Origin of the sequence: Ramlibacter henchirensis, assembly GCF_004682015.1 — a bacterium.
Taxonomy (GTDB): domain Bacteria; phylum Pseudomonadota; class Gammaproteobacteria; order Burkholderiales; family Burkholderiaceae_C; genus Ramlibacter; species Ramlibacter henchirensis.
The window spans coordinates 198,921-214,147 of sequence record NZ_SMLM01000003.1; the positions used below are offsets into that span (position 1 = coordinate 198,921).

General features: G+C 68.5%; 17 protein-coding genes. 7 read left to right on the forward strand and 10 right to left on the reverse strand.

The window, feature by feature from the left end:
• Nucleotides 1–4 precede the first annotated feature (4 nt).
• The 6 genes from EZ313_RS19050 to EZ313_RS19075 form a co-directional block, all read right to left on the reverse strand.
• The gene (locus EZ313_RS19050; protein ID WP_135264895.1) at nt 5–1,324 is read right to left on the reverse strand and encodes a TRAP transporter large permease; all 1,320 of its coding nucleotides are present in this window, start codon (nt 1,322–1,324) and stop codon (nt 5–7) included.
• Nucleotides 1,321–1,830, reverse strand: a complete 510-nt coding sequence (locus tag EZ313_RS19055; RefSeq protein WP_135264896.1) for a TRAP transporter small permease — start codon at nt 1,828–1,830, stop codon at nt 1,321–1,323. The genes EZ313_RS19050 and EZ313_RS19055 overlap by 4 nt, the downstream gene beginning before the upstream one ends.
• A gap of 78 nt (nt 1,831–1,908) precedes the next feature.
• Complete coding sequence (locus tag EZ313_RS19060) at nt 1,909–2,604, reverse strand: fumarylacetoacetate hydrolase family protein (protein WP_135264897.1); 696 nt, start codon at nt 2,602–2,604, stop codon at nt 1,909–1,911.
• On the reverse strand, nt 2,601–3,656 hold the full coding sequence (gtdA, locus tag EZ313_RS19065; protein WP_135264898.1) for a gentisate 1,2-dioxygenase: 1,056 nt from the start codon (nt 3,654–3,656) through the stop codon (nt 2,601–2,603). Before gtdA ends, EZ313_RS19060 begins: the two co-directional genes overlap by 4 nt.
• 20 nt (nt 3,657–3,676) lie before the next feature.
• Nucleotides 3,677–5,020, reverse strand: a complete 1,344-nt coding sequence (locus EZ313_RS19070) for an FAD-dependent oxidoreductase (RefSeq protein WP_135264899.1) — start codon at nt 5,018–5,020, stop codon at nt 3,677–3,679.
• 1 nt (nt 5,021) lies between these two features.
• Complete coding sequence (locus EZ313_RS19075) at nt 5,022–6,215, reverse strand: 3-hydroxybenzoate 6-monooxygenase (RefSeq protein ID WP_135264900.1); 1,194 nt, start codon at nt 6,213–6,215, stop codon at nt 5,022–5,024.
• A 96-nt stretch (nt 6,216–6,311) separates the two neighbouring features.
• Between EZ313_RS19075 and EZ313_RS19080 the strand changes: the two genes are divergently transcribed.
• Entirely contained in the window at nt 6,312–6,749 is a 438-nt protein-coding gene (locus tag EZ313_RS19080; protein WP_135264901.1) for a MarR family winged helix-turn-helix transcriptional regulator, read from the forward strand.
• Here the strand turns inward: EZ313_RS19080 and EZ313_RS19085 are convergent.
• From EZ313_RS19085 to EZ313_RS19095, 3 genes are read right to left on the reverse strand one after another with little or no spacing between them, the layout of a single operon-like run.
• The gene (locus EZ313_RS19085) at nt 6,746–7,072 is read right to left on the reverse strand and encodes a 2Fe-2S iron-sulfur cluster-binding protein (RefSeq protein ID WP_135264902.1); all 327 of its coding nucleotides are present in this window, start codon (nt 7,070–7,072) and stop codon (nt 6,746–6,748) included. The genes EZ313_RS19080 and EZ313_RS19085 overlap by 4 nt on opposite strands.
• Before the next feature lie 11 nt (nt 7,073–7,083).
• Nucleotides 7,084–8,562, reverse strand: coding sequence for a glutamine synthetase family protein (locus EZ313_RS19090; protein WP_135264903.1), 1,479 nt, complete (start codon nt 8,560–8,562; stop codon nt 7,084–7,086).
• Nucleotides 8,559–9,971 carry a Rieske 2Fe-2S domain-containing protein gene (locus EZ313_RS19095; RefSeq protein ID WP_135264904.1) on the reverse strand — a complete coding sequence of 471 codons (1,413 nt, stop codon included), beginning with the start codon at nt 9,969–9,971 and terminating at the stop codon, nt 8,559–8,561. The genes EZ313_RS19090 and EZ313_RS19095 overlap by 4 nt, the downstream gene beginning before the upstream one ends.
• A gap of 57 nt (nt 9,972–10,028) precedes the next feature.
• Here EZ313_RS19095 and EZ313_RS19100 point away from each other — a divergent pair, with 57 nt between their 5' ends.
• Genes EZ313_RS19100 through pgeF form a run of 5 tightly spaced genes read left to right on the forward strand, consistent with a single transcriptional unit; the run spans nt 10,029 to nt 13,198 of the window.
• Nucleotides 10,029–10,751, forward strand: a complete 723-nt coding sequence (locus tag EZ313_RS19100) for a GntR family transcriptional regulator (RefSeq protein ID WP_135264905.1) — start codon at nt 10,029–10,031, stop codon at nt 10,749–10,751.
• On the forward strand, nt 10,748–11,446 hold the full coding sequence (locus EZ313_RS19105) for an AzlC family ABC transporter permease (protein WP_135264906.1): 699 nt from the start codon (nt 10,748–10,750) through the stop codon (nt 11,444–11,446). Before EZ313_RS19100 ends, EZ313_RS19105 begins: the two co-directional genes overlap by 4 nt.
• Complete coding sequence (locus EZ313_RS19110; RefSeq protein ID WP_135264907.1) at nt 11,436–11,747, forward strand: AzlD family protein; 312 nt, start codon at nt 11,436–11,438, stop codon at nt 11,745–11,747. Before EZ313_RS19105 ends, EZ313_RS19110 begins: the two co-directional genes overlap by 11 nt.
• Nucleotides 11,748–11,765: 18 nt before the next feature.
• A complete protein-coding gene (maiA, locus tag EZ313_RS19115; RefSeq protein WP_135264908.1) occupies nt 11,766–12,407 on the forward strand; it encodes a maleylacetoacetate isomerase in 642 nt (213 codons plus the stop codon).
• The gene (gene pgeF / locus EZ313_RS19120; protein WP_135264909.1) at nt 12,407–13,198 is read left to right on the forward strand and encodes a peptidoglycan editing factor PgeF; all 792 of its coding nucleotides are present in this window, start codon (nt 12,407–12,409) and stop codon (nt 13,196–13,198) included. The genes maiA and pgeF overlap by 1 nt, the downstream gene beginning before the upstream one ends.
• Here pgeF and EZ313_RS19125 read toward each other — a convergent pair.
• Nucleotides 13,130–13,417, reverse strand: coding sequence for a hypothetical protein (locus tag EZ313_RS19125; RefSeq protein WP_135264910.1), 288 nt, complete (start codon nt 13,415–13,417; stop codon nt 13,130–13,132). The genes pgeF and EZ313_RS19125 overlap by 69 nt on opposite strands.
• A gap of 89 nt (nt 13,418–13,506) precedes the next feature.
• Between EZ313_RS19125 and phaC the strand changes: the two genes are divergently transcribed.
• On the forward strand, nt 13,507–15,225 hold the full coding sequence (gene phaC, locus EZ313_RS19130) for a class I poly(R)-hydroxyalkanoic acid synthase (protein ID WP_135264911.1): 1,719 nt from the start codon (nt 13,507–13,509) through the stop codon (nt 15,223–15,225).
• The last annotated feature ends 2 nt before the right edge of the window (nt 15,226–15,227 follow it).

The window sequence follows — 15,227 nt, forward strand, 5'->3', positions numbered from 1 at the left end:
TCCCTCAACTGATGAACCCCACCAGCCACAACGGGATGATCGGGAAGAACAGGAACAGCATCGTTCGCAGCACGTCGCTGATCAGGAAGGGCATGACGCCGCGGTAGGTCTCGCCCATCGGGACGTCCTTTGCGAGGCCGTTGACGATGTAGACGTTCAGTCCCACCGGCGGCGCGATCAGGCCGAAGCCCACCGTCATCAGCACCACAATGCCGAACCAGATGGCGACCGATTCGCGCGGCATGCCGAAGTCCAGCCCCATGATGATCGGGAAGAAGATGGGGATCGTGAGCAGCAGCATCGACAACTCGTCCATCACGGCGCCGAGCACCACGTAGAACAGCAGGATGGCCACCACCACCAGCAGCGGCGCGACGCCCCAGCTGCCCACCACCTGCGCCAGTTGATTGGGCACCTGCGTCAGGGCCAGCGCCGCGTTCATCAGGTCCGCCCCGAGGAAGATCAGGAAGATCATGGCGGCGCTCACGGCGGTGCCGTAGAAGCATTCCTTGAACTTCTTCAGCGTCATCTCGCCCTTCAGCAGCGCCGTCAGGAACGTGGTGGAGGCGCCGACGGCCGCGCCCTCGGTGGGCGTGAAGAAGCCCCCATAGATGCCGCCGAACACCAGCAGGAAGATGATGGCGATCGGCACGATGCCCATCAGCGCGCGCAGCGTCATCGGCGGCGGCGCCTCCTCCACCTCGGGTGCATGGCCGGGGACCAGGCGCACATAGAGGCCGACTGCAATCATGTAGCCGATCATCGCGATGATGCCGGGCACGATGGCCGCGGCGAACAGCTTGCTGATGTTCTGCTCGGTCAGGATCGCGTAGATCACCAGCACGATCGAAGGCGGAAGCTGGATGCCCAGGGTGCCGCCGGCAGCCAGCGTCCCGGTGGCGAGCCGCCCCGAATAGCCGTGGCGCCGCATCTCCGGCAGCGCGACGCTGGTGATCGTGGCGGCCGTCGCCACCGAGGAGCCGCTGATCGCGCCGAAGGCCGCGCAGGCCAGCAGCGACGCCATCGCCAGTCCGCCCTTCATGCGTCCCATCACCGCCGCCGCGAACTCGAACAGCGACTTGCTGATGCCGCCCTTGGTGGCGAAGTGCCCCATCAGGATGAACAGAGGGATCACCGACAGGTCGTAGCTCGCGAAGCGCGCGAAGGCCTGCGTGTTCAGGAAGAAGGAGAACGGCGCCCAACCGGTCTGCATCACGTAGCCGATGGCGCCCGCGGCGAACATGCTCACCGCGATCGGGATGCGCACGGCCATGCAGGCCAGCATGATCCCGAAGATCAGGGCGGTCAGGGCCAGCGGCGTCATTGCACGGCCTCCTGGGCGGCCGCCACCGGGTCCTCGGGCTTCGTGCCTCCGAAGCCGAACACCGCCTGCCACAGTCCGATCAGCGCGCTCAGCGCGAAGGCCGGCACCATGAACGCATAGACCACCCACTCGGGGAAGCCCATGATCTGCGTCTCCGAGTTCGACTGCCAGACGTTGATGCCGCCCAGCGTGCTGCGCCAGGCGAGCAACGCGAACACCACGAACAGCAGCAGCGCGCCGATGCGATCGAACTTGTCGTTCACGCGTTCAGGCAGACTCGCGGTGAAGAAGTCGACGATGATGTTCCCGCGGCGGATCTGGCACAGGGGCATGAACAGCGCGATCGCCGCGCCGGCCGCCACCCCCGTGAGTTCGAAGGCCCCCACGATGGAGTGCCCCGTGGTGTTGCGGCCGATCAGGCTGGCGCACGTCATCAGCGTGATGCCCGTCAGCAGCACGCCGGCCAGGATGGCGCACAGCTTGGCCAGGGATTCCAGAACGCGCAAGGGCAGGCTCCTTCTTGTTGTTCGCCGCGCCGCCGCGGCATGCGAGCGCGATTATGGTCGGGCCGCCCGACCCGCGGCTCAGCCGATGCGCACGCGCAGCTCGCCCAACCCCGCCACGCTGCCCACCAGCGTGTCGCCGGACGACACCGCAGCCACACCCTCGGGCGTGCCGGTGAAGATCAGGTCCCCGGGCGCCAGCGCCCACGCGGCCGAGAGGTGCTCGATGGTTTCGCCGATGTTCCAGATCAGCTTGGAGACGTTGGTGCGCTGGCGGTCCTGGCCGTTGACCTGCAGCCAGATCTCGGCCTTCGTGACGTCGCCGGCCTGCGCCGCCGGCGTGATCGGGCCGATCGGGCCGGACTGGTCGAAGCCCTTGCCGATGTCCCAGGGCCGCCCCTGCTTCTTCATCTCGCCCTGCAGGTCGCGGCGCGTCATGTCCAGGCCCACCGCGTAGCCGAAGATGTGCTTGTGCGCGTCGGCCGCCTTGATGTTGCGGCCGCCGGTGCCGATGGCCACCACCAGTTCGATCTCGTGGTGCAGGCTCTTGGTGAGGGTGGGATAGGGGATGGTGCCCGTCTCGCCTTGCGCTACGGGCACGATGGCATCGGCCGGCTTGAGGAAGAAGAAGGGCGGCTCGCGGCCGGTGAAACCCATCTCCTTGGCGTGTTCCTCGTAGTTGCGGCCCACGCAGTAGACGCGGTGGATGGGGAAGCGCTCGCCGCGGCCCACGACGGGAACCGAGGGTGTGGCCGGGGGATTGAAGACGTAGCTCATGTCAACCTTTCTTCCTTGAGGAGGCCCAGCGCCCGGTGAACGGGCCGGTCCGAAAAACTGAACAGCATGCAGCCGCCGGCCGAGGAGAGCCGGGCAGTGTGCCACGAGGGAATCACGAAATGGTCGCGCGGCGCGAAGTCGAAGCGCCAGCGCTTGTCGCCCGATTCGACCTCCACCGAGCCCGAGCCTTCGACCACGCTGTACACCGCGCCGTCCGTCTGGCGCCAGCCCTTGCCCGAGAAGCCGGCGGGCAGCTTCTGCATGAAGGTCGCCATCGTCGGCATGGGGTAGCCGCCGGTGAGCGGGTTGACGTAGCGCAGCTTCACGCCGTCCCATTCGTCGACGGGCGCATCGCGTTCAAGGCGCTCCAGTGCTTCACGGCTGCGCTCGTACGGATAGCTGAAGATGGGCGACGTGACTCCGAACGGCGCGTCATGCCGCACGGGAACCATGTTGTGGCCGTACCGCGCCATGCTGGTGCCCTCGGTCCGCGTGACCTGCTGCGAACGCGCGGTGCCGTTCTCGGCGAAGCCCGCATCGAAGAAGCGAACCATCGGGATGTCCAGGCCGTCGAGCCACACCACGGGCCCGCTCGCGTCGCTGCCGTGGTCATGGAAGGTCCAGCTCGGCGTGATGATGAAGTCCCCCGGCCGCATCGTCGTGCGCTCGCCGTCGACGGCGGTGTAGGCGCCGCTGCCTTCGACGATGAAGCGCAGCGCGCTCTGGCTGTGGCGGTGGCTGGGCGCGACTTCGCCCGGCAATATCAGCTGCAGCCCCGCGTAGAGCGACTGCGTGATGGCCGACTGGCCCCGCAGCGCCGGGTTCTCCAGGATCAGCACGCGGCGCACGGCTTCCTCGGCCGTGATGGCTTCGCCCGCACGCATGAGGAACGGCCGCACCTCGTCGTATTTCCAGTGCGCGGGCACGCAAGGCGTCGCGGGCCGCGGCGGCACCAGCGCATGCAGCACCTCCCACAGCGGCGTGAGGTGGTGCGGGTCCATGTCTCGGTACAGCTGCTGGCGCACCAGCAGCGAGTTGTCCGGAGCGTTCATCACGGTCTCCTTGGCAGCGTTCAGTCCTCGTGCCCCAGCCAGGCGCCTTGCGCCTCCAGCCGGGACTGCAGTTCAGCGGTGTCCACGTCGGCAGCCGCCGTTGCGCCCCGCAGCGACAGCGCCGCTGCGCAACCCGCGGCCTGGCCCATCACGAAACACGCGCCGGTGACCCGGGCGGCCGATTGCGCCTCGTGCGTCATCGAAGCGCAGCGGCCTGTGATCCACAGGTTGGCGACGCCCTCCGGAACGATCATGCGGTAGGGCAGGTGGTTGAAGCCGCGGCTTTGCGGAATCTTCGGCCAGCGGAACTCGACGTCGCCCTTGAGGTGCAGCTCCAGCGGCCAGCCGTTGACGCCGATGGTGTCCTCGAAGCTCGCGCAGTCCAGCACGTCGGACTCGGTGAGCTGGTACAGCCCGCGCACCCGCCGGGTCTCGCGGATCCCCACCTGCGGCGCGATGTCGACGATGTAGGAGCGCTCGAAACCCGGCACCTCGCGCAGGAACCCGGCCACGCCCGCGATCTGCCGGCGGCCCAGCACCTCGGCCTGCGTCAGTTCGTCCGCATCCGTGCCGTCCAGTGCGTTGCCCTGCGCGTTGGCCAGCTGCGTGAGATTGACGCGCCACTCGATGCCGCTCTTCTGCGGCCGCACGATCGGCGTCTTGCGAGGGAAGCGATGCCGCCCCTCGGCTTCGGCGCGCAGCATCAGCCCGGGGATCACTTCCCACGCCGGGCCGGCACGCTGCGGGTCCACGCCGTTGATGCGGAACATGGTGGAGGGGTAGAGGAAGTTGCCCGCGCCGTCGCCCTTCTCGTACGGAACACCGGCCCAGGCCGCGAGGTCGCCGTCGCCCGACGCGTCGATGAAGGCGCGGCCCACGATCGCGCGGCGGCCGGACTTGGTCTCGACCAGCAGCGCCGAGATGCGGTCCCGCGAGGCCATCACCACGCCCGCGCCCAGCGCATGGAACAGCAGCTTCACGCCCGCCGTCGTCATCAGCTCGTCGGCCGCGATCTTGTACGCCGCCGTGTCGTAGGCCTGCGCGACCGTCTTGCCGAACAGCGCATGCGGCGTGTTCAGTCCACCCAGCCGGTCGATGCGTTCCAGCAGCTCGGTGGCCACGCCGTGCACGACGCGCCGGATCTCTCCGTGCACGTTGGCGTGCAGGCCGCAGAAGTTGGTGACGCCGGCAGCCGTGCCCATCCCGCCGAGGAAGCCGTAGCGCTCCACCAGCAGCGTGCTGCAGCCTGATTTCGCCGCGGCGACGGCGGCCGCCATGCCCGCCGGTCCGCCACCGAGCACGACGACGTCGTACTCGCCGTAGACCTCGGTCTGGCGCGCGGGTTCGGTCAGCGTGGGGGCCATGTCAGGTGAACAGCCGTTGCGGGTCGATGCCCTCGTACATCCACTTCAGGCCGGCGAAGCCTGCCGATTCCTGCCCGCTCTGGAACATGCGGTTGCGCAGTTCGCGGGCCACGCCGCTGGCGTGGTAGATGTCGCCGTAGAAGCGGGAGGTGAGCTGCACGCGCCCGGTGCGCAGGTAGCGAGCCTGCTGGTAAAGCAGGAACGCCTGTTCGAACTGCCCACCGGTGTGCCGCAGCGCCGCGCCGAGCACCACCGCGTCCTCGATCGCCTGGCCCGCGCCCTGGGCGAGGTACTGCAGCATGGGATGGGCCGCGTCGCCCAGCAGCGTCATGCGGCCGCGGGTCCAGTTGCTCACCGGCTCGCGGTCGCACAGCACCCACATCTTCCAGGTCTCGATCTTGCCGAGCAGCTCGCGCACCTGCGGCACCGCCTGGGCGAACCGCTCGTTCAGTTCGGCCGTGTCGCCGAAGGTGTTCCAGCCTTCGTCGTACTTGTTGCTGTGGAAAACGGCGACCAGGTTGAACAGCTCGCCGCGCCGCAGCGGGTAGGTCACCAGGTGCGTCTTCTCGCCGCCCCACAGCAGCACGTCGTCGTTCCACAGGTGCCGCGGCACGTCCTCTCGCTTGAGCACCGCGCGGTAGGCGATGTGGCCCGACACGCGCGGCTTGCCATCGCCGACGATCGATTCGCGCACGCGGCTCCACAGGCCGTCGGCGCCGATCAGCGCGGCGCCTTCGACCACTTCGCCGCCCGAGAGCGTCACGCGCACGCCGGCGCCGTCCTGCTCGAAAGCCTCGACCTTGGAAGCGGTGCGCAGCGTCACGCCCGGAAGCGCCCGCACGGCATCCAGGAAGACCTGGTGCAGATCGGCACGGTAGATCACGCCATACGGGAAGCCGTAAGCCGCACGCGCCGTGTCGCCCAGCGGCACGCGCACGACCTTCTCGCCGGTGCGCACGTCGTTCATGCCCAGCCCCGGCGGGAAGTACGCGACCCGGTTCACCGCTTCGGTGAGGCCCAGGTACTCGAACATGCGGAAGATGTTCGGCCCGAGCTGGATGCCGGCGCCGATCTCGCCGAAGGCGGACGACTGTTCCAGCACGGTGACCGGCAGGCCCTGGCGCGCCAGCACATAGGCCGCCGCGAGGCCGCCGATGCCGCCGCCGGCCACGAGCACGGATGAAGAGGAGGGCATGGTGATTGCTGAGGTGAGCCGCCTGCGGCAAAGATGCTAAGCATACATATCAATTCGGGGCGCGGCAACCGCGCGCGGCTGGCTACACTCGCGCGCATGCCCAAGAGCTTCGACTTCGAGCATGCGCCCGGCCACCTGATCCGCCGCGCGCACCAGGTCGCGGTGGCCATCTTCATGGAGGAAACCGGCGAGCACGAGGTTACGCCGGTGCAGTTCGCCATCCTCAATGCACTGATGGAAGACCCGGGCGAAGACCAGGTGACGCTGGCGGGCAAGGTCGCGTTCGATGCGGCGACGTTCGGCTCGGTCATCGGCCGGCTGGAAGCCAAGGGGTGGGTCAGGCGCGAGCCCGACGCGGCCGACCGGCGCCGCAAGCTCTTGTGGGTGACCCCCGCGGGGGAGCAGGCCGCGCTGGCGATGAAGCGGGCCGTGGCGCGTGCCCAGCGCCGCATCCTGGGTCCGCTGGAGCCGCAAGAGCGCGACACGCTGGTCGAGCTTCTCAACAAGCTCGTGCGCGGGCACGCCGCGGGCTAGGTCTGCGTCGGCGGCAAGTCGACCGTCAACCCATCCAGTTGCGGCCCCAGCGCGATCTGGCATGAGAGCCGGCTGTTCGGCTGCCTCGGCGACGCGGTGAATTCCAGCATGCCCAGTTCATCCTCGACGGGTGGGGGCAGGGCGGACGCGAAAGGCTCGCGCACGTAGACATGGCAGGTCGCGCAGGTCATCAGCCCGCCGCATTCGGCTTCGATGCCCTTCGCGTTTGCCGCCACCGCCGCCTGCATCAGGCTCTGGCCGGGCTTCGCGTCGAGGGTGAGCGCCTCGCCGCCGTCGGCGGGCACCAGGTGGACCTTGATCATGGGAAGAAATCCTAGAAGCGGCTGAAGTACTCGCGCCGGTGGAAATCGGCCTTGTCCTCGGCAGCGTCGTGGCGCTGCTGCTCCGAGGTCTTCAGCGTGGCGAAGTAGTCGATGAACGGGCGGCCGAACGCGTCGCACATCACCGCGTCGGACCGCAGCGCCTCCAGGGCTTCGCCCAGGCTGGTGGGCAGTTGCGCGTCGGCCTGGCCGTACGGCGAATCGGTCGCGGGCGGCGGTTGCAGCCGGCGCTCGATGCCGTCCAGGCCCGCATGGATCTGCGAGGCCATGTACAGGTACGCATTGGCGGACGGCTCGCCGATGCGGTTCTCGATGCGCGTGCCCGCGTCGCCGCATTGGCCGATGACGCGCAGCATCGCGCCGCGGTTGTCGCGGCCCCACAGCACGGACTGGGGCGCCAGCGCGTTCGGCCGGAAGCGGCCGAAGCCATTGACGGTGGGCGTGCAGAACACCGCCATCGCACGCGCATGCTCCAGCAGTCCCGCCAGGTAATGCGAGCCAAGGTCCGACAAGGTGTGCGCGGCGTCCGCGGGCGTGCTCCCGGCGCGCGGCGTTTCGCGCTGGAAAGCGTTGCGGCCGCCGTCCGCCTCGACCAGCGACTGGTGCAGGTGCCATCCGCTGGAGATGATGTTGGGGAAGGGCGGGCGGCACATGAACGTGGCGTGGTAGCCCGCGTGCCGCAGCGCCTGCCGCACCCCATTGCGGAACAGCACCATGTTGTCGGCCGCGGTCATCGCGTCGGTCACGTCGAACACCGCTTCCACCTGGCTGGGCCCGAGTTCGATCTCCAGCGACAGCAGCGGCAGGCCCAGCGCCTGCGCGGTGCGCTGCACGATGCGCAGCGGCTCCTCGGCCATGTCGAACGCGCTCTCGGCCAGCAGGTTGTAGCCGGGGTGCACCATCTGCACCTGGGGCGGCAGGCCCGGCCACGCGGCCTGCTCGGGGTCGACCTGGGCCGTGTTGTCCGTGATGCGGTAGATGTGGAACTCGACCTCCAGCCCGCAACGCATGCTCAGGCCGGCCTTGTCGAGCCGGGCCAGAGCGCGCTGCAGCACGCGCCGAGTGTCCAGCTCGACGGGCGTGCCGTCCTGGAACCAGGGCTGTGCGCGCAGCCAGCCGGTGGCGGCGGTCCATGGCAGCTGGTGGAAGCTCTCGGGGTCGGGCAGCAGCACCAGGTTGTTGGCGAAGCCGAAGCCGGGCAGGCTCGCCGTGCCGCCGCGTTCGAACACCTTGTAGGCCGTGCGGTCCGAAGTGTCCTTGAGCATCAACGTGCTGACCATGCCGATGCCTTCGTCCAGCGCACGGCGCACCGCGGAAGCCACCAGCGTCTTGCCGCGCGTGACGCCGTGCACGTCACACCAGACGATTCGCACCAGCTCGAGGCCCGCTGCCTCGATCAGCCGCGCGGTGCGCTGCGCCGCCTGCTCACGGGCGGGGCCGTGAAGGCCGCAGAGCTCGGCGAAGCGGGTCACGCCGGCTCCGTGCCGGCCTTGGCTTGCACCGGAGCAGCCGCGCCGGTGGCAGTCGCCCAGGGCGCGCGTTCGCGCTTGGCCTTCAGTTGGGCCTGCGACCAGTTCGGCCACTCGCCGGCGGGCGCGATGCCGTCCACGGTGTCGGGGCCGTGCATCTGCGGCGCCAGAGCGGCGTCGGCCACCCCGGGCGGGGTGCCGCCCGCCTGCACGGTCTCGATCGCCTTGAGCAGCATGCGCCGGTTGGCCATGATCACCTTGTCGCTGGTGCCCAGGTGTTCGCGGGTGCGGTCCTGGATCGGGCCCATGCTCTCGCACGCCCACTGGTCGTGCACGTTGATGTCTTCCTCGCCCATGCCCAGGAAGGTGGTGGTGCGCTGCTCCTCGGGGTTGAAGCCCCAGTTGTTGTGGCGCCCCGCCCGCGGGATGTAGTCCGGCAGCGTGATGAACTGCAGCCGCTGCCGCCGCATCGCCTCCTTGTCCACCGGTCCCGCGAAGCTGGTGAAGATGGAGTACCAGTAGGTGTGCGTGTCGTCCACCGGCAGGTGCAGCTGCGTGATGGTCAGCGTCTCCGACAGCGGGATGACGAACGTCTGCGGGAAGATCGCGTTGGTGATGCGCACGTGCGTGAGCTCCTGCGTCATCGGCCGCAGCGCGGTGAGCTGCAGCCCCCAGGGCCTGGCCTCGAACGAGATCTCGGGCTGGTGGAACTCACGCATGATCCGTGTCATCGGCCAGCGCTCGCCGCCCTGGAATTCGCCGGCGCTCGCGCTGCGGAACTGCTTGCCCGCGGCGTTGTCGCCGATCGCTTCCAGCGGAGCGTCGTTCAGGAAGCGGTGCAGGAAGGAGGGATGCGCCGGATCGATCCCGACTTCCAGCGCCTGCAGCCAGTTGCAATTCCAGAGGCCCTTGAACGCGAAGGTGTGGGTCGAGGGCGCGACGAAGCAATCGAACTGCGGAAAGGGCGGCGGTTCGGCGTCCGGCTCGCCGAACCAGGCGAACAGGATCCCGCTCTTTTCCAGCACCGGATAGCTGCGCTGGCGCACCCGCTCGCAGAGCTTGCTGCCGGCGGGCTCAGCGGGCGTTTCCAGGCACGCGCCGGTCGCGTCGAACTTCCAGCCGTGGAACGGGCAGCGCAGGCCGTCGCCTTCATTGCGGCCGAACGACAGGTCGGCGCCGCGGTGCGGGCAGTCGCGGTCGAGCAGGCCCCAGCGGCCCTGCTGGTCGCGAAACAGCACCAGGTCCTGGCCGAGCGCGCGCAGCGCCTTGACCGGCCGCTGGGCCATGCGCGGGTCCAGCGCCGGATCGAATTCGTCCACCAGAGCCACCGGCTGCCAGTACCGGCGCAGTACCGCGCCGCAGGCGGTGCCGGGGCCGATGCGCGTGAGCAGTTCGTTCTGATCGGCCTTCATGCGGCCTCCTTCCAAAAACGGTATACCGAAAATCAACTTCAGTGTACAGTCGCTGCCATGAACCTGCAAGAGACGGTGCTGATCCAGCTGCGAGACCTGATCCTGCGCGGAGAGTTCGCGCCGGGACAGCGGCTGGCCGAGCAGCAGCTCGCCGAGCGGCTGGGCGCCTCGCGCACGCCAGTGCGGGCCGCGCTCGTCGCGCTCGAGCAGGAGGGCCTGGTCGAGGCCAACGAGACCGGCAAGTACCTGGTGCGGCGCTTCACGCCGCGCGAGGTGGCCGATGCGATCGCCGTGCGCGGTCACCTGGAAGGCATGGCCGCCCGGCTGGTGGCCGAGCACGGCGTTTCGCGGCAGCTGCAGCTCGACCTCGAGGCGTGCCTCGAGGAAGGCGACCGCCTGCTGGCGGCCGATCCGCTCGCCTACGACAACTACGCAGGTTATGCGGCGATGAACGACCGGTTCCACGCGCTCATCCTCGAGGCCAGCGGCAATCGCGCGCTTCAGCGCGCCATCGCCTTGAACAACGCGCTGCCCTTCGCGCCCGCGTCCGCGATGCTTCCCATGCAATCGACCCTCCAGCAGGACCGCGACTGGATGCTGTACGCGCACCGCCAGCATCACATGCTGTTCGACGCGTTGCGGCGAGGCGAGGGCGCGCGCGCGCAGGCGCTGGCGGTGGAGCACACCGAGGTGGCGCAGATGAACCTGCGGCTCGCGCTCGACCGCCGCAGCGAGACCGAACGCGTGATGCCGGCGATCCGCCTGGTCGTCGGGCGGTGAGCGAAGCGCCCGTCCGTTTCACGCGGGAAGGCATCTGGCGCGGCTTCGTGCTGGCGCAGCCGCTGGCGCCGGGCGTTGCGGTCTACGGCCTCGTGTTCGGGGCGCTGGCCGCAGAGCGCGGCCTGTCCTGGCTGCAGGCGACGCTCATGAGCGTGTTCGTCTATTCCGGCAGCGCGCAACTCGCCGCGCTGCAGGTGTGGAGCAGCCATTCATCGGCCGTGCTCGCATTGGCGGTGACGGTGGTCGCGATCAACGCGCGCTACGTTCTCTATTCCGCCGCGATCCAGCCCTGGCTGTCGCAGGTCTCGCGTCCGCGGGCGCTGGGCACGCTCTTCCTGCTCGGCGACGGCAGCTGGGCGCTGGCGATGCGGGAACACGCGGCCGGTTACCGCGACGCCGGCTTCATCCTCGGCAGCGGCCTGGCCGGCTTCATCCCGTGGGTGGGCGGCACGCTGGTGGGCCAGTTGCTCGCGCGCGAGATGCCCGACCCGCGCGCGTGGGGACTGGACTTCATGCTGCCTGCGTTCGCCGCAGCGATCGGCATTTCGCTCTGGCGAGGACGAACCGACGTCGCGCCTCTCGCCTGCGCCATCGCCGTCGCGCTGCCCATGGAGCTGTGGGCGCCGAGCGGCTGGACCATCGTGCTGGCCGGGCTGGCGGCCGGCGTCGCCGGAGCGTTGCGCCATGGTCGCTGACGCAACTTTCTACCTCGCGGTCGTCGGCATGGCCGTGGCCTCGTACGCCTGCCGCGTCGGCGGCTTCCTCCTCATGGGCTACCTCACCATCACGCCGCGGCTCGAAGCCGCGCTGCGGGCGATGCCGATCGGCGTGATGGCGGGCATCGTCGCGCCTTCGGTTGCTGCGGGCCGCCCGCCCGAAATCGCGGGCCTGCTGGCCGTCGCCCTCGTGATGAAGCTCACCCGCAGCGACATCGCCGCCGCAGTGGCGGGCGCGGCCGTCGTGGCCATCGGCCGGCGCTGGATGGCCGCGGGCTAGGTTTATGCTCGCAGCGCTATGAAGCTGCACAACTACTTCCGCTCCTCGGCGTCGTTCCGCGTGCGCATCGCGCTGGAGCTCAAGGGCGTGACGTACGAGTACCTGCCGGTGCACCTGGTCAAGGGCGAGCACAAGCAGGAGGCCTATTCGGCCGTGTCGCCTTCCGGCCTCGTGCCCACGCTCGTCACCGACGAAGGCGAGCGCATCGGGCAGTCGATGGCCATCATCGAATACCTCGACGAGACGCATCCGCAGCCGCCGCTGCTGCCACGCGATCCGCTCGGCCGCGCCCGCGTGCGTGCGCTGGCGCAGCTGATCGCGTGCGAGATCCACCCGCTCAACAACCTGCGCGTGCTCAAGTACCTGGTGCGCGAGCTGAAGGTGCCCGAGGAAGCCAAGAACGGGTGGTACCGCCACTGGGTGCGCGACGGGTTGCTGGCGTTCGAGCGTGAACTCGCGCAGCTGCCGCGCGGCACCTATTGCTACGGCGACACGCCCACGCTGGCCGACTGCTGCCTGGTGCCGCAGATCTTCAATGCGCAACGCTTCAAGACCGACCTGTCCGGGCTGGACCGCACGATGGCGGCGTTCGACAACTGCATGAAGCACCCGGCCTTCCAGAAGGCCCAGCCTTCCAACTGCCCGGACAACGAGCCTTGATGGGCGAAGCGCGCGACGCCTTCCTGCGTCCCGACTGGCCCGCGCCGCCGAATGTTCGCGCGCTGTGTTCGCTGCGCGAGGGCGGCGTGTCCACGGGGCCTTATGCGAGCCTGAACCTCGGCGACCACGTTGGCGATGAAGCGCAGGCGGTCGCCGAGAACCGGAGCCGATTCGCTTCGGCACTGCAGGCCCGCCCCGTGTTCCTGCAGCAGGTGCATGGCGCGAACAATGTGCGACTCGCTCTCGACAGCCCGGACGGACTGCAGGCCGACGCCTGCTGGACGCGCGAGCGCGACCTGGCCTGCACGATCATGGTCGCCGACTGCCTGCCGGTGCTGCTGGCCGATCGTGCCGGCAGCTGCATCGCCGCGGCGCACTGCGGCTGGCGCGGCCTGGCGGGCAGCAACGGGCGCGGGGTGCTGGAGTCGCTGTGGGATGCGTGGTGGCCGCAAATAGCGAACCGCCAGCAGGCCGCGGCGGACCTCACGGTCGCATGGCTGGGCCCCTGCATCGGCCCGACGGCTTTCGAAGTCGGCGATGAAGTGAAGGCCGCATTCGAAGTGTCGGAGGCGAAGGCCGCAGGACATTTCATTGCGGCCGCTTCAAAAGGCAAGTGGCTGGCCAACCTGCAAGGCCTCGCGCGCGATCGCTTGCACGCCCTGGGCGTGCGCAGCATCCACGGCAACGACGGCAGCACCGGCTGGTGCACCGTCTCCGATCCCTCAAGGTTCTTTTCGCACCGGCGCGACCGGGTCAGCGGGCGTTTCGCCGCCGCCGTCTGGCTGGCCTGAAGCGGCCTTCTGCTGGGCTTCCCATTCGGCCTGTTCGCGGGCCTTGATGGCCTTCTTGCGGGCCGGGGTGGCCATGATGTAAACCACCAGAGACACCGGCCCCACGCCATAGAGAAGAAAGGTGAAGATGGCACCCAGCACGGTGCCGTCGGTGCTGGTGGCTTCGGCCACGGCCATCATCAGTGCGACGTACAGCCAACCTATCGCAACCAGGTACATCGGCTCAGCCGCAGAAAGATGTTGCGGTGCAACATGAACGGTGAAATACTCCGGGATTACCCTAAGAAGAGAACATCAGGAGACAACAGATGCATTCTGGTCCCGATTGGGCGGACAGCGCCCGCCAGCTCCAGCAATCCCTCGAAGAGGGCTGGCAGAAGTCCCTCGAAACCTTCGCCGGCGGCAAGTCGCTCACTGCATTCGCCGGCTTGGGCGAACACACCAACGCGCCGCCGCAACTGCCGCAGCTGACCTTCTCGCCGGCCAGGATCGCGGCGCTGCAGCAGGCCTATCTCAAGGAAGCGTCCGAGCTGTGGAACCACGGCCTCTCCGGCGTTGCCGGAGGTGACAAGCGTTTCACCAATGAGGCGTGGGGCAGCAATCCGGTCTCCGCTTTCACGGCCGCTACCTACCTGCTGAACGGCCGCACTTTGCTGGGACTGGTGGAGGCCGCCGAGACCGATCCCAAGACCAAGGCGCGCCTGCGCTTCGCGATCGAGCAGTGGATGGCCGCCTCCGCGCCGAGCAACTTCCTCGTGCTCAATGCCGAGGCGCAGAAGAAGGCGCTGGAAACGCGAGGCGAGAGCATCGCCAAGGGCATCCAGAACCTGCTCAACGACATCCAGCAGGGCCACGTCTCGATGACGGACGAGCGGCAGTTCGAAGTGGGCCGCAACGTGGCGACCACCGAAGGCGCCGTCGTGTTCGAGAACGAGCTGATGCAGCTCATCGAATACAAGCCGGCTGGTTCCAAGGTGTACGAGCGCCCGTTCCTCGTGGTGCCGCCCTGCATCAACAAGTACTACATCCTCGACCTGCAGCCGGAGAACTCGCTGGTCAAGCACCTGGTCGACCAGGGGCACCGCACCTTCGTGGTGAGCTGGCGCAACGCCGATTCGGAGATCGAGAACAAGACCTGGGACGACTACGTGGGCGAAGGCGCTCTTGAAGCGATCCGCGTGGTGCAGGAAATCAGCGGCGCCAGGCAGATCAACGCGCTGGGGTTCTGTGTCGGCGGCACCATCCTCGGCACGGCGCTCGCGGTGCTGGCCGCGCGCAAGCAGAAGCCGGTGGCCTCCGCCACGTTCCTCACGACACTGCTGGACTTCACCGAGACCGGCGTGCTGGACCTGTTCATCGACGAGAACTTCGTCAAGTTCCGCGAGCTGCAGATCGGGCAGAAGGGCCTGCTCAAGGGCCAGGAGCTCGCATCCACGTTCAGTTTCCTGCGGCCCAACGACCTGGTGTGGAACTACGTCGTCGGCAACTACCTCAAGGGCGAGACTCCGCCGCCGTTCGACCTGCTGTACTGGAACAGCGACTCGACCAACCTGCCGGGCCCGATGTACGCCTGGTACCTGCGCAACACTTACTTCGAGAACAACCTCGTGAAGCCGGGCAAGTGCACGGTCTGCGGCGAGAAGATCGACCTGAGGAAGGTCGACATCCCGGTCTACATCTACGGCTCGCGCGAGGACCACATCGTGCCCATCGGCGGCGCGTACGCGAGCGTGCAGCACCTGCCGGGCAAGAAGCGCTTCGTCATGGGCGCTTCCGGCCACATCGCCGGCGTGATCAACCCGCCCGCGAAGAACAAGCGCTCGTACTGGACCAACGACAAGCTGCCCGCCACCCATGCCGAATGGATGGAAGGCGCGAAGGAGCACCCGGGCAGCTGGTGGCCGGACTGGATGTCCTGGCTCAAGCCGCTCGCCGGCAAGCAGGTGCCCGCGCCGAAGCGCTATGGCAAGGGCGAGTACAAAGCGATCGAGCCGGCGCCTGGCCGGTACGTGAAAGCCAAGGCCTGATC

Bases quoted from the DNA above. Each gene is read 5' to 3' on its own strand.
- EZ313_RS19125 (WP_135264910.1), bottom strand. From the start codon at position 13,417: ATGTACCTGGTTGCGATAGGTTGGCTGTACGTCGCACTGATGATGGCC.
- maiA (WP_135264908.1), top strand. From the start codon at position 11,766: ATGAAGCTGCACAACTACTTCCGCTCCTCGGCGTCGTTCCGCGTGCGC.
- EZ313_RS19085 (WP_135264902.1), bottom strand. From the start codon at position 7,072: ATGATCAAGGTCCACCTGGTGCCCGCCGACGGCGGCGAGGCGCTCACC.
- gtdA (WP_135264898.1), bottom strand. From the start codon at position 3,656: ATGAACGCTCCGGACAACTCGCTGCTGGTGCGCCAGCAGCTGTACCGA.
- EZ313_RS19080 (WP_135264901.1), top strand. From the start codon at position 6,312: ATGCCCAAGAGCTTCGACTTCGAGCATGCGCCCGGCCACCTGATCCGC.
- EZ313_RS19095 (WP_135264904.1), bottom strand. From the start codon at position 9,971: ATGAAGGCCGATCAGAACGAACTGCTCACGCGCATCGGCCCCGGCACC.
- EZ313_RS19050 (WP_135264895.1), bottom strand. From the start codon at position 1,324: ATGACGCCGCTGGCCCTGACCGCCCTGATCTTCGGGATCATGCTGGCC.
- EZ313_RS19060 (WP_135264897.1), bottom strand. From the start codon at position 2,604: ATGAGCTACGTCTTCAATCCCCCGGCCACACCCTCGGTTCCCGTCGTG.
- EZ313_RS19100 (WP_135264905.1), top strand. From the start codon at position 10,029: ATGAACCTGCAAGAGACGGTGCTGATCCAGCTGCGAGACCTGATCCTG.
- EZ313_RS19075 (WP_135264900.1), bottom strand. From the start codon at position 6,215: ATGCCCTCCTCTTCATCCGTGCTCGTGGCCGGCGGCGGCATCGGCGGC.
- EZ313_RS19070 (WP_135264899.1), bottom strand. From the start codon at position 5,020: ATGGCCCCCACGCTGACCGAACCCGCGCGCCAGACCGAGGTCTACGGC.
- EZ313_RS19110 (WP_135264907.1), top strand. From the start codon at position 11,436: ATGGTCGCTGACGCAACTTTCTACCTCGCGGTCGTCGGCATGGCCGTG.
- phaC (WP_135264911.1), top strand. From the start codon at position 13,507: ATGCATTCTGGTCCCGATTGGGCGGACAGCGCCCGCCAGCTCCAGCAA.
- pgeF (WP_135264909.1), top strand. From the start codon at position 12,407: ATGGGCGAAGCGCGCGACGCCTTCCTGCGTCCCGACTGGCCCGCGCCG.